Origin of the sequence: Vulcanococcus sp., assembly GCF_044369115.1 — a bacterium.
Taxonomy (GTDB): Bacteria; Cyanobacteriota; Cyanobacteriia; order PCC-6307; family Cyanobiaceae; genus Vulcanococcus.
In genome coordinates this window covers 1-12,106 of sequence record NZ_JBIPMN010000077.1, presented here as the reverse complement: position 1 = coordinate 12,106, position 12,106 = coordinate 1, and the positions used below count along the sequence as shown (strand labels likewise).

The window sequence follows — 12,106 nt, the reverse complement described above, 5'->3', positions numbered from 1 at the left end:
GTCGAGCGGCCGAGCACTTCCGGCCTCCTCCATGACCACGATCGACGAGCACATCGCCAAGGACAAAACCGAGATCGAAGCGGCCCGCGCTGCCGGCGATCAGGGCAAGGTTCGTCACCTCGAGGAAGAGGTGAAGGATCTTGAGGAGTACAAGGCTCATCACCCTGACGACAAGCACGATCCCACCCCTCTGGAGGTGTTCTGCGACCTCAACCCCGACGCCCCTGAGTGCCTCGTTTACGACGACTGAGTCGTCTTGAGAGCGAACCTGCCTGGAACGAGCCTCAGATTCCGAGCTCCTTCCAGGTAGCCGCTAGAAGCTTGTCGAGATTGTGTGACGTGGCGGCGGAGATCGCCAGAACAGGTTGGCCGCAGTGGTCGCTGGCCTGCTCAATCTTCTCCTCCAGTTCGTGATCGAGCAGCAGCTCGGTTTTGTTGAGCGCCACCAGACAGGGACGTTCATCCAGCCCATTGCCGTAGGCCGACAGCTCCTGCTGCACCACCTGGAGATCGCGCACCACATCGTCGGAGCTGGCATCCACCAGGTGGATCAGCAGACGCGTGCGCTGAATGTGGCGCAGGAAGTCGTGGCCGAGGCCCGCTCCCTGGGCCGCTCCGGCGATCAGGCCAGGGATATCGGCAAACACGGTGCCATCACCGGTGGGACGGCGCACCACGCCCAGGTTGGGCACAAGAGTGGTGAAGGGGTAATCGGCGATCTTGGGCCGCGCCGCCGAAAGCACGGAGATCAAGGTGCTCTTGCCGGCATTCGGCAGGCCGATGATCCCCACCTCCGCCAGCAGCTTGAGCTCAAGCTGCAGGTTCCATTCCTCACCGTCGCGCCCCTCGGTGCACTTCTCTGGAGCGCGGTTGCGGTTGCTCAGGTAGTGGGCATTACCGAGGCCGCCGCGGCCGCCCACCGCCACCAGCAGTTTCTGCCCCTGTTCGGTGAGATCCCCCAGCAGGATGCCCGTGCGTAGGTCGCGCACCTCCGTGCCGCAGGGCACCTTGATCGTGAGGCCGTCGCCGCTGGCGCCGGTGCTCTTGTTGGGTCCGCCGCGGCGACCATCCACTGCCTCAAACAGGCGCTTGTATTTGAAGTCGAGCAGGGTCTGAAGGTTGGAATCAGCCTCCAGCCACACATCACCACCGCGGCCGCCATCCCCACCGGAGGGACCGCCGGCCGGCACATATTTCTCGCGGCGGAAGGCCACGATGCCATCGCCGCCGCGGCCGGCCCGCACCGCAATGCGGGCCTGATCAATGAACTGCATTTGACCAACCCTAGGATCGGGCCGCCGTGTGGCCTGGTCTTGGCAGAGGTTCGCTTCCAGCAGGTCAACAAGACCTATCCACCACGGCGGGGCAGTGCACCGGTGGAGGTGCTCCGCCAGGTGGATCTGCAGATCGCCGATGGCGAATTTCTGGTGCTCGTCGGCCCCTCCGGCTGCGGCAAGAGCACCCTGCTGCGTCTGTTGGCGGGCCTGGAGGCACCCACCGGCGGTGAGATTTTTGTGGGAGATCGCTGCGTCACCGGGCTGCGGCCTGCCCAGCGGGATGTGGCGATGGTGTTCCAGAGCTACGCGCTCTATCCCCACCTGAATGTGGCCGACAACATCGGCTTCGGGCTGCGCCGCCAGCGCCGGCGCAGCGCCACCCAGCAACTTCAAGACAGCCTGCATCGCGCCAGCCGCAGCCTGCCCAAACCGCTGCGCATCCCCTCCAGCCGCGAAACACGCATCGAAGCGCGCATCCAGGAGGTGGCGGCCACCCTCGAACTCGACCACCTGCTCGATCGCCTGCCCAAGGAGCTCTCCGGCGGCCAGAAGCAACGGGTGGCCCTGGGCCGCGCCATCGCCCGCCAACCGGCGGTGTTCCTGATGGATGAGCCCCTCAGCAACCTCGACGCCAAGTTGCGCACGGGCACCCGCGCTCAGATCGTTGAGCTGCAGCGTCGCCTCGGCACGACCACCGTCTACGTGACGCACGATCAGGTGGAGGCGATGACCATGGGCCATCGGATCGCCGTGCTCAATCGCGGCCACCTGCAGCAGCTGGGCACTCCTAGCGAGCTTTATCAGTGGCCGAGCAACCTGTTCGTGGCGCAGTTCATCGGGAGCCCACCGATGAATCTGCTGCCGGTGCGCAGCGCAGGCCAGGGCCAACTGCAGCTGGGCAGCCGGCGCTTCATCCCCGAAGGCCCCATGGCCGAAGCGCTGCTGCACTGGCAAGCCCGGGGCGGCAGTGAAGAGCTCAACGGCGGCCTACGGGCCGAACACCTGAAGCTCGCGCCCGCCACCAACCGCAACCTGCCTGCGGAGGTTTGCCATGTGGAGGGACTGGGCAACGAACAGCTGCTCACCGCCCGCCTGCAGGAGGGCGATCACCTGGTGCAGCTGCGAGCCGAACCCGATCAAATCCTGGTGCCGGGCCAGAGCGTGCACCTGGAGGTGGATCCCCTGGGCTGGCGTCTGTTTGATCAGGCGGGCGAAGCGATCCCGCGGCCCAACACCGCCACTACACCTAGCCGCGAACCCTTGCTGCCGGATCTGAGCTGAGGCGTGAGGCCGGCAGGCCCCTTACTTCGGCCAGATCACGCTGCAACCCTGGCCGCCGTCACCCTGCTCGGCATCGGTGACGCGCTCCACGTAAGGAACGGTGGCCAGCCACTCGCGCAGACCGCGCTTGAGCTTGCCGGTGCCAATGCCGTGGATCACCCAAAGGGGGCCACTCGCGGTGCGCAGGCGCTCCTCTACTGCCGCCTCGGCTTCGTGCACCCGCATGCCGCGCACATCCACGGTGTTGCGCTCGGTGCGCACATCGGGGCTGCGGCTGCCGATGGGGGTACGGCTGCGCACCTTCACGGTGGCTTCCGGCGGCGCCGGCTTCTCTCCGTTGAGCCCCTCAATGGCCGAGAGCTCCAGGTTGAGCCGCATCACGCCGCAACGCACGGTGAGCTCGCGGCCATCGGCGGAGAGGGCCAACACCTCGCCGGCCTTGCCCAGCGACAGCACCCGTACACGATCGCCCACACCCGGCCGCCAACCCTTGTGATCGCGGCGCTCCGGCTGAGGCCGGTGCTGCTGCTCGAGCTTCTTGAGCCGCTGACCGGCGCGTCGTGCCGTTTCGCCGAGGCTGGTGGTGTCCACGTCGCGGCCCTGGCGCAGGCGGCGGATGATGCGGCGCACCTCCTTCTGGCCGTCGCGGATCGAGCGCTCCAGCTCCTGGCGGCGTTGCTCCTGCAGCTCGGCGCTCTGCTCTTTCTGTTGCTGCCAGCGCTGCAGCAGCTCTTCATGCAGCAGTTCGGTGCGGGCAAGCAGCGCCGCCGCCTCTTCCGCCGCCTCCTGTTGGCGCTGGCGCTGGTTTTCCAGGCCTGCGATCACCTGGTTCACCTCCCCTTCGCCGCGCGGCGCCAGGAGGGCTTGGGCATCGGCCAGCACCGCCGGATCCAGCCCCAGCCGCGTGGCGATAGCGAGCGCGTTGCTACGCCCGGGGATCCCCCACTGCAGGTGGTAGGTGGGCGAGAGGGTTTCCACGTCGAATGCCACAGAGGCGTTCTCGAAACGGGGGTCGTCGTATTTGAGGGCCTTGAGCTCACCGAAGTGGGTGGTGGCGATCGTGAGCCGGGCCCGTTCCGCCAGCTGCTTGAGCAGGGCGATCGCCAACGCCGTGCCCTCGGTGGGATCGGTGCCCGCACCCACCTCATCCAGCAGCACCAGCGAGGCCCCAGACGCGCTGGCGAGATCCGCGCTGGCCAGATCCGCGCCGGCCGGCGGCAGCGCCTCGAGGATGCGGGCGATGCGGCGCACGTGGCCGCTGAAGGTGGAGAGGTTCTGCTGCAGCGACTGCTCATCGCCGATGTCGGCCAACACCTGGGCGCACCAAGGCAGACGCGGACTGCCGCTGCAGGGCAGGAACAAGCCGGCCCGAGCCATCAGGGCAGCCAAGCCCACGCTCTTGAGGGTCACGGTTTTTCCGCCGGTGTTGGGGCCGGTGATCGCCACCACCCGCAACCCCTCATGCACCCGCAGGCTTACCGGCACCACCGCCCGTGAGCCTTCACGGCGCTCCTGGCAGAGCAGCAGCGGATGGCGCAGACCGTCGAGCTGCAGCGGCGCCAGCGGATCGGCATCGAGTTCCGGGCGCACCGCCCCCAGCCAGGCGCCGTAACGGGCCCGGGCCAGGCCGCAATCGAGCTGCAGCAACACCCGCTGCAGATGCTCCAGCGCCGGCTGTTCCTGCCCCACCAGGCCGCTGAGCTCCAGCAGCACGGCTCGCTCGGCGTCCCGTTCCTCGCCCTCCAGCTGGCGCAAGCGGTTGCCCAGGGGAATCACCGCCTGGGGCTCGATAAACACCGTGCTGCCCGAAGCGGAGCTGTCGTGCACCAGGCCCGGCAACTGGCTGGCGGCGCCGGCCTTCACCGCCAACACCGGCCGGCCATTGCGCTCCGAAATCACGTTGTCTTGCAATAGCGCGGCGTAACGGCGCAGCAAGTCGTTCAGGCGATCGCGGCGCTCCTGGCGAGCGGCGCCGATCTGACGGCGCAACTGGGCCAGGGGCGGGCTGGCCCGATCGGCCACGCGGCCGCCGTCTTCGATGCAGAAGCGCAGGCGCTGCTCCAGCTCCGGCAGGGTGCGCAGCTCCTCCACCAACGCCGTGGTGGTGGGCCGGAGCTCGGGATCATCGATCTGCCGGCGCAACCGGCGAGCTGCCGCCAACGTGGTGGCCACATCGAGGAGCTCATCGGCGGAGGCCACCCCGCCCTTGCAACAAAGCAGCACAGTGCGGCTCAGCTCCGCCACCCCCTGAAAGCTGAGGCCTCCCTCGAGCACGCCATCGAGAGCGAGCAGTTCGGTGGTTTGCGCCAACAGTTGGCGGCTGGCCTCAAGGCTGGGAGCCAGGGGCAGCTCGCGGCACACGCGGCGGCCAGCCGTGGTGCTGGCGAAGCCGGCTACGTGCTCCCCTAGGCGCCCCCACTCGAGTAGCTCGAGGGCTTCACACTGAATGCCGCTGAAGGGGGCTGCAGCCTGGGGCTGATGTGCCGTTGCAGGCGCGTCGGCAACGGGATATCCATGGATATCCGGACCCGGAGGGCCTTCAGGAGCAATGCCATCAGACGTGCCAGGAGAACCTCCAGGCGCGAGGCCAGCAGACGCCGCCGCCGGTCCAGCCTGCGCCTCGGTTTGGGGTGCAGCCGTCACGCCGGAAACACCGCGATCGGTTCGGCGCCAGTGTTGGAGGGGATGCCACCGGCCGGCTCATAGAGCATCTCCAGCCAGTTGCCCTCCGGATCCTGCAAATAGAAGGAGGCGGTGCCGTCGCGGTGATCGTGCACTGGCCCGCAGCTATGGCCCTGCTGCACGAGCTGCTCGCGGATCCGATCCACCTCAGCGCGGTCGTTGAAGTGGAAGGCGAAGTGGGGCCCGGCGGCCCGGTAGCCGGGACTCAGCAGGGCGATCCCTTCTCCGGTGGCGGGCCACTGCACGTAGCACCAGTCGTCGGCGTCCCAGGTGAGCTGCAGGCCGAGCCCCAGGTAGAAGCGCTTGGCACGATCCATGTCCTGCACCCGCAGGGCGACATGGCCGAGTCGGTGGCTGGCGGACATGGACCTGATCGACGATCCTTCCATTGTCAACGCTGCCACCCATCGCGGAGGACCGGCAGAAATCATGGTGCGAGAGGAGGGCCTGCCGTGAACCTGAAGCCATCACTGCAGGCCCTCCGGGGCTGGACGCAGCGCCAAGCCGGCGACCCCGAAGGCCAGGTGCTGCTCAGCCTGATCAGCGTGGGCAGCCTCACCGCGCTCTGGGCCCTTTTCTGGCCGGTGCCCACGGAGGTAGTGGGCCGTGGTGTGGTGATCGTGCCTGGCGGCGCCACGATCCTCGATAGCCGGGCCGAAGGCCAGATCCGCGATCTGAAGGTGAAGGTGGGCGACGTGGTGCGCCAGGGCCAGCTGCTGATGGTGTTGGACCAACCGGCCCTGGAGAAGCAGCTCGAACAGCAGCAGCGCGATCTGCGTGAACTGATGCAGATCAACAGCGACCTCAACCGCCGCGATGCGATCCGCCTGGATGCCGCCCGGGAGGTGCGCGATACGGCCCTGCGCAAACTGCAGCGGGAGCACCAGCGGGTGCGCAGCCTGCAAAACACCTACGCCCAGAAGGTGGCCGATTTCGCCCATCTGGCGCGCACTCAGGTGGTGGCACCGCTGTCGCAGGAGGTGGTGAGCACCTCCGATCGCAACACCCAACTGCAGGTGGAGCTTGATGAGCTCGCCATCCGCGAAAAGGATGTGATCAGCGCTTACACCAAGATGAAGCTCGACATCGACACCGAGCAGCAGCAACGGCGCTTCCGCATCGACAACACCCGCCGCGAGGTGCGGGTGACCGAGGCCAAACTCAAATACCAGGGCCACCTCACGGCCAAACGCGACGGCAGCGTGCTCGACCTGCAGGTGATCCGCGGCCAGACGGTGAAACCAGGTCAGCGCCTCGGCACCCTCGGCGGCGCTAGCGCCACCGGCCGCAACAGCACGGTGCTCAGGGCCATCGCCTACTTCCACCCCGCCGATGCCCGGCGCCTGCAGCACAACCAGGGCATTGAAGTGGTGCCCGACTGGCAGCAGCGCGGTCGTTTCGGTGGCATTCAGGGGTTGGTGGAGCGGGTGAGCCTGCTGCCCGCCACCCCGGAAGACATCAACACCACCATGGGCAACCCACCGCTGGCCCAATCACTGGTGGCCAGCGGCCCGGTGATCCGCACCGAAATCGATCTATTGCCCGGCCGCAGCAGCGACGATGGCTACCGCTGGACCCTCTCCAAGGGCAGCAGCGTGTTTCCGATCCGCGAAGGCCTCACCCTCAAGGCGCACGCCTACGTGGAATGGCGCACACCGGTGAGCTATCTGCTGCCTGTGTTGCGGGATCTCACCGGCACCTACCGCACACCGCAGCTCGATCTGCAGCAGGATCAGCCGAGCCGACGCCAGGAGGGAACCCTGCCATGACGCGCGAATGGCCCTTTCTGGCCCTGGAGGTGGTGCTTCTGGGGGTGCTGCTGCAGAGCAACGCTCCAGAGGTGTGGTTCTGGTTCATCGCCCTGCTGGTGCTGCTCACCTGGCGCAGCCTGGCGCTGCGCTCGCGGCTGGAGCAGCGGCGCCTCAGGGCGGAAGGCACTAGCGCCCCTGAGCAGCCGGATCAACCGTGAGGGTGAGCGGCAGCGTTGGTGCACGCTCCGGCTGCTGGGGCACCGGCTGCAACTGACGCAACATCCGCGCGTAGCTCACATTGGCGAGGGTGGTGGATTCGGCGATCCCCTCCATGGAGCGGGTGAGCAGCATGATCGTCTCGCTCACATCGGTGTAATCCGCCAGACCCAGCTGGTAGCGGGCGCGGGCATCACGGAATGCCTCGCGGGAGGCCTGATAAGAAGCCTCGGCAGCTGCCAGCTGGCTTAACGACGCCCGGTAGTCGTAGAAGGCGGTTTCCAGCTCCTGGCGGATCTGGTTGCGCTGGCGGGCCAGGCGCTGCAACACCGCCTCAGCGGCAGCGCGGCTGGCCTGGGCTTCGCCGCCCGACACACCGGCATCGAAGAAGCGCCAGTGCAACCGCAGACCGGCCACCCAGTCGGCGTTTTGATTGGCCACCTGGCGGATGTTGCTGGCACCACAACACCCATTGAGGTCGATCACCGGCTTCGTGAGCTGATCCACCCCGCCCCCTCCGGCGGCGAAGAGCTGGAGGTTGGGTAGCAGCTGGGCCTGGCGGCGATCAGCCTGCCGCAACAGCGCCTGGCGTTCGGCAGAAAGCTGCTCCAGCGCAGGGTTATCGCGCAGGCCGGCCACCAGCGTGGCGTCGAGGGGCAAGGGCCAGGGGGGCTGTATCGCCACATCCGCCTGGGCCCTTAGCAGCGTGTTGAAGGCCACGTTGAGCAGATTGGTGAGGGCCTGACGGCGGCTCTGGCGCAGCGCTTCGGCCTGCTCCTGCCGGAATCGGCTCTGCTGAAGGGCCGCCTCCGCGCGCAGCAAATCCAACCGTGGCACCAAGCCTGAGCCCTTCAGCAGAGCCACCTGATCACGCACAAGGGCGTCGTTGCGCACCACCGCCTGACGGATCCGGAGCAGCTGATCAGCCAGCTGCAGCCCGTAGTAAGTCTCGCTGACCTGCAGTTGGAGCTGACGCAGGGCGTCTCCGTATTGCTGAAGGCTGGCGCTGAGGCGCTGGTCTTGCTCTGCCAGGGCCGCCCCACGTTCAAAGCTGATCAGCTCCCAGTCGAGCCCCAGGGAGCCCCAGGCATTGCCGAGGTTGGCCTGAATCCGCTGCCATCCACCGGTCTCCACCAGGAATGGAGACGTGCTTTTGTAAACAGCGCTATTGCCCTCAGTGGCCAGGTTGTAATCACTGCGCTGCGCAAAGGAGCTGCCCAGGTTGAGAGCAAGCCGCGGCCAGAACCGCCCGAGCACCGAGCGCTGCAACCCGCGCATCTCCGCGATGCGGGCACGGCGCTCCGCCAGCTCAGGGTTATTGGCCACTGCCACGCTGAGGGCCTGGGCCAGGCTGAGCACACGTTCCTCGGGTTGATCGGCAGCGGCGGCTGTCAGGGGCGCCGCCTGTGGATCCGGAGCTTGCAGGGCAGGATCCGAGAGGCTGAACACCGGCGTACTGGCAGCTTGAGGCCGCAGCGCCCCATCCAGCTCCAGCAGATCGCGTTCGAAGGACGCCAACGAGCGCACTAACCCCGGCGATGGCGGCACAACTGAATTGAGCGGCGCCGCAGCAACAGCCGCGGTTGACAGCCAGAAGCCGGCCCCCAGCCGCACACTGCCCCGCAGCAGCGAACGCACCACCATCAGGACGCAGGCCGGTCCATCGCCGCCGCGCTCTCACGCTTGGCCCGCTGGGCCATGTCGTGCAGGCCGACGCTGGTGCGCGCCAGGCAGCCGATTGAGAAGCAGATGCAGGCGCTGCCCATCAATCCCCAGTGCACCCGGCCGCTGAAGGCATGGATCTTGGTCACCGTCAACAGCACCGCCACCGCGGTGGCCCAGGGGATGCCGATGATCAGCAGAACAGTGGAACGCTTCATACCGCTGGCGCTCAATGCAACACCAGGTGCTCGAGCTGCTGCTCAGCGGCCGTGCGGCGCCGGTTCAACTGCGCCAGCACCCACGACACCTTGCACACGCAGCCGATCGAGAAACAGATCGAGGCGCTGCCCAGAAGACCCCAGCCATGGCCGTGGAGGCTGAAATCCTCAGCCAGAAGCAAGCGAAAAGCCAGGATCACCATCAGCGAAGCGGCAATCCAGGGGCCGTGAACCCAGAGGAGGAGGTAGCGGGCCATCGGGGGTTACGGATGCTGCCGGAGCCCCCGGAGGATCGCACTGACTGCGCTTGCCCTCAACCCTCACGCAGCCACTGGGCCGCATCGCAGGCGTGATACGTGAGGATCAGATCGGCACCGGCCCGCTTGAAGCAGAGCAGGGTTTCGAGCACCACGGCCCGCTCATCGATCCAGCCCTTTTCGGCGGCGGCCTTCACCATCGCGTATTCACCGCTCACGTTGTAGGCCGCAATCGGCAGCTCGCTCTCCTCGCGCAGGCGATGAATGATGTCGAGGTAGGCCAGGCCTGGCTTCACCATCATGATGTCGGCGCCTTCTTGCTCATCGAGCTGGGCTTCGGTGATGGCTTCGCGGGCGTTGGCCGGATCCATCTGATAGGTGGATTTGTCTTTGGGGATGGGCTTGCTGGCCGCCGCACGGGGCGCTGAGTCCAGAGCCTCGCGGAAGGGGCCGTAATAGGCGGAGGCGTATTTCGCCGTGTAGCTGATGATCCCCACGTGCTCAAAACCCTCTGCATCGAGGGCTTCGCGGATCGCGCCGACGCGGCCGTCCATCATGTCGCTGGGGCCAATCAGATCAGCGCCGGCGCGGGCCTGGGCCACGGCCTGTTTGCACAGGATCGCCACGGTTTCGTCGTTGAGCACCACGCCCTCGCCGCTCACGATGCCGTCGTGGCCGTCGCAGGAATAGGGATCGAGCGCTACATCGGTCATGATCGCCATGCCGGGATGCACCTCCTTGAGCCGGCGAATAGCGCGGGGGATCAGGCCTCCCTCGTTGAAACACTCTGCGCCGTCTTCGGTTTTGAGGCCATCGGCCACCTTGGGGAACAGCACCACGCAGCGGATGCCCAGATCCCAGGCGCGGCCCACCTCTTGTACCAGCCCCTCAAGGCTCCAACGCTGGCAGCCCGGCATGGCCCCGATGGGCTCATTGCTGGCGCCCTCGTGCACAAACAGCGGATAGATGAAATCGGCCGCGCTGAGGGAGGTCTCCCGCACCATCGCCCGCAGGGCAGGGGAACGGCGCAGACGGCGGGGGCGGTAGGTGAGCTCCATCAGGACGGGCGCTGGGCCTTCAAGCAGGGCCGGATCCTACGGAGGCTGACCCTCAGCTCACATCGAGCTCCAGCTTCACGACATCCACAGGTCCGCGACCTTCGGCATTGAGCTCCTTGGCCGCGCGCAGGGCGGCCTCGTGGGCATGAAAAAGATGCGCTGTCTCCGGAGCGGCCACCTCAATCAACGACTGGCCATCAGAGGCAATGGCCAGAAAGCGTCCGCTGGCGAGCACCTGGATCACGTAGCGCTCCGGCTGGGTGCAGTCCTGGGGATGAGCCGGATCGAGATGGGGCGACCAGAAATGCAGCACCGGCTTACTCAGCAGGCTGGACGGCTTCACCGTAATCAAATTCGACAGATCCACACACCCCTTCTCGCATAGGATATTGCAACTCATTCGCAATAGCGAACTGCCATGGAGGTGCCGGCCCGGCTGGTGGATCTGCCCACAGGCGCAACAGCCACTGTGGCGTCGCTCAGCGCCGATCAGGGCCTGCGGCAGCGGCTCGAAGCGCTGGGCCTTCGCCCCGGACAGGCTGTGCAGGTGCTACGCCGCGGTTGGTGGTCCGGCCCCCTGCACGTGCGCGTGGGCATGACTGAATTGATGCTGCGTCGCCGCGACGCCGCCCGGGTGAGCCTGGCCGCGTGAGCACCCTTGCCGTTCTCGGCATGCCCAACACGGGCAAGTCGACCCTGTTCAACCGGCTGACCGGCCACCACGCCCATATCGGCAACTGGCCAGGCCTCACCGTGGATCTGATGCAGGCCGATCTGCAGCTGAGCGGCCGCAGCGTGCAGCTCGTCGACCTGCCGGGCATCTACGACCTTCGCGGTCACAGCGACGATGAAGCGGTTGTGCGCCGGTTCCTCGAGCAAACGCCCGTCGATCTGGTGCTGGTGGTGCTCAACGCCAGCCAGCTCGATCGCCAGCTGCGGCTGGCCCTGCAGGTGCAACAGCTCGGCCTGCCAGCCGTGGTGGCTCTGAACATGGCCGATGAGGCGGCTCGCTTCGGGGTGAGCATCCACGCCGAGAACCTCAGCGCAGCCCTGGGCCAACCGGTGCTGCCGCTCAGCGCCAAATACCGCCAGGGTCTCGAGACCCTGCAGCACACGCTGCTCGCCCAACTCAACGCGCGGGCCGATCACCCTGCAGCCGTGCCGAAGCAGCTGGAAGAACGGCTCGCGGCCGCAGACGCCGATCTCGAGGGTGCGATGGCCGCGCTGGTGAAGAGCAGCGTCACCCTGCCCGGCCGCTGGCGGGACAGCCGCAGCCGGCGCCTCGATGCGGTGCTGCTGCATCCCCTGCTTGGGCTTCCGCTGTTTTTTCTGGCGATGGCCCTGATGTTCCAGGGCATCTACGCGATCGGTGTTCCGGTGCAGGAGGCCCTGGGCGGGCTGCTCGATCAGTTCGGCCAGCTGGTGCTCAAGCCCCTGCTGGCACCTCTACCTGCATTGCTGCAGGGCTTCTTGCTGGAAGGGCTGTACCAGGGATTAGGCACGGTGATGGCCTTTCTGCCGGTGATCGCCCTGTTCTTCCTGGCGATGGGCGTGGTGGAAGACAGCGGCTATCTGTCGCGGGCCGCCTATCTGATGGATGCCTTCATGGAGCGGCTGGGCCTCGATGGCCGCAGCTTCGTGCTCTCGCTGATGGGCTTTGGCTGCAACGTGCCGGCCATCCTTGGCACCCGGGTGATGCGCGAC

14 protein-coding genes are annotated in these 12,106 nt (G+C 67.0%); 6 read left to right on the top strand and 8 right to left on the bottom strand.

Going from position 1 to position 12,106, the window contains the following annotated elements:
• The first annotated feature begins 31 nt into the window (after nt 1–31).
• A complete protein-coding gene (locus tag ACIQ2E_RS07540) occupies nt 32–250 on the top strand; it encodes a Calvin cycle protein CP12 (RefSeq protein ID WP_398328420.1) in 219 nt (72 codons plus the stop codon).
• Between the two features lie 34 nt (nt 251–284).
• On the opposite strand, the gene cgtA is transcribed toward ACIQ2E_RS07540, so the two are convergent.
• Nucleotides 285–1,274, bottom strand: coding sequence for an Obg family GTPase CgtA (cgtA, locus tag ACIQ2E_RS07535; RefSeq protein WP_398328414.1), 990 nt, complete (start codon nt 1,272–1,274; stop codon nt 285–287).
• Between the two features lie 39 nt (nt 1,275–1,313).
• On the opposite strand from cgtA, the gene ACIQ2E_RS07530 reads away from it, so the two are divergent.
• Nucleotides 1,314–2,558 carry an ABC transporter ATP-binding protein gene (locus ACIQ2E_RS07530; RefSeq protein WP_398328411.1) on the top strand — a complete coding sequence of 415 codons (1,245 nt, stop codon included), beginning with the start codon at nt 1,314–1,316 and terminating at the stop codon, nt 2,556–2,558.
• Nucleotides 2,559–2,579: 21 nt separating this feature from the next.
• On the opposite strand, the gene ACIQ2E_RS07525 is transcribed toward ACIQ2E_RS07530, so the two are convergent.
• Both ACIQ2E_RS07525 and ACIQ2E_RS07520 read right to left on the bottom strand, forming a co-directional pair.
• Nucleotides 2,580–5,006, bottom strand: coding sequence for an endonuclease MutS2 (locus tag ACIQ2E_RS07525; protein ID WP_398328417.1), 2,427 nt, complete (start codon nt 5,004–5,006; stop codon nt 2,580–2,582).
• A gap of 191 nt (nt 5,007–5,197) precedes the next feature.
• Entirely contained in the window at nt 5,198–5,605 is a 408-nt protein-coding gene (locus ACIQ2E_RS07520) for a VOC family protein (RefSeq protein ID WP_398328407.1), read from the bottom strand.
• Between the two features lie 87 nt (nt 5,606–5,692).
• Between ACIQ2E_RS07520 and ACIQ2E_RS07515 the strand changes: the two genes are divergently transcribed.
• Nucleotides 5,693–7,009: an NHLP bacteriocin system secretion protein gene (locus ACIQ2E_RS07515; protein WP_398328404.1), complete on the top strand. Its 1,317-nt coding sequence runs from the start codon at nt 5,693–5,695 to the stop codon at nt 7,007–7,009.
• Nucleotides 7,006–7,209 carry a hypothetical protein gene (locus ACIQ2E_RS07510; RefSeq protein ID WP_398328401.1) on the top strand — a complete coding sequence of 68 codons (204 nt, stop codon included), beginning with the start codon at nt 7,006–7,008 and terminating at the stop codon, nt 7,207–7,209. The genes ACIQ2E_RS07515 and ACIQ2E_RS07510 overlap by 4 nt, the downstream gene beginning before the upstream one ends.
• On the opposite strand, the gene ACIQ2E_RS07505 is transcribed toward ACIQ2E_RS07510, so the two are convergent.
• The 5 genes from ACIQ2E_RS07505 to ACIQ2E_RS07485 are packed head-to-tail and all read right to left on the bottom strand — an operon-like array spanning nt 7,178 to nt 10,745.
• Nucleotides 7,178–8,851: a TolC family protein gene (locus tag ACIQ2E_RS07505; protein ID WP_398328398.1), complete on the bottom strand. Its 1,674-nt coding sequence runs from the start codon at nt 8,849–8,851 to the stop codon at nt 7,178–7,180. The genes ACIQ2E_RS07510 and ACIQ2E_RS07505 overlap by 32 nt on opposite strands.
• Complete coding sequence (locus ACIQ2E_RS07500; protein WP_398328395.1) at nt 8,851–9,087, bottom strand: hypothetical protein; 237 nt, start codon at nt 9,085–9,087, stop codon at nt 8,851–8,853. The genes ACIQ2E_RS07505 and ACIQ2E_RS07500 overlap by 1 nt, the downstream gene beginning before the upstream one ends.
• An 11-nt stretch (nt 9,088–9,098) precedes the next feature.
• The gene (locus ACIQ2E_RS07495; protein ID WP_296365359.1) at nt 9,099–9,344 is read right to left on the bottom strand and encodes a hypothetical protein; all 246 of its coding nucleotides are present in this window, start codon (nt 9,342–9,344) and stop codon (nt 9,099–9,101) included.
• Between the two features lie 56 nt (nt 9,345–9,400).
• The gene (gene hemB, locus ACIQ2E_RS07490; RefSeq protein ID WP_398328392.1) at nt 9,401–10,402 is read right to left on the bottom strand and encodes a porphobilinogen synthase; all 1,002 of its coding nucleotides are present in this window, start codon (nt 10,400–10,402) and stop codon (nt 9,401–9,403) included.
• 52 nt (nt 10,403–10,454) lie between these two features.
• Nucleotides 10,455–10,745 (bottom strand): hypothetical protein, encoded by a 291-nt coding sequence (locus tag ACIQ2E_RS07485; RefSeq protein ID WP_398328389.1) that lies wholly within the window; start codon nt 10,743–10,745, stop codon nt 10,455–10,457.
• Between the two features lie 75 nt (nt 10,746–10,820).
• Between ACIQ2E_RS07485 and ACIQ2E_RS07480 the strand changes: the two genes are divergently transcribed.
• Both ACIQ2E_RS07480 and ACIQ2E_RS07475 read left to right on the top strand, forming a co-directional pair.
• Nucleotides 10,821–11,054, top strand: coding sequence for a ferrous iron transport protein A (locus tag ACIQ2E_RS07480; protein ID WP_398328386.1), 234 nt, complete (start codon nt 10,821–10,823; stop codon nt 11,052–11,054).
• A partial coding sequence (locus tag ACIQ2E_RS07475) for a FeoB small GTPase domain-containing protein (protein WP_398328383.1) occupies nt 11,051–12,106 on the top strand: 1,056 nt, incomplete at its 3' end. The genes ACIQ2E_RS07480 and ACIQ2E_RS07475, both read left to right, overlap by 4 nt.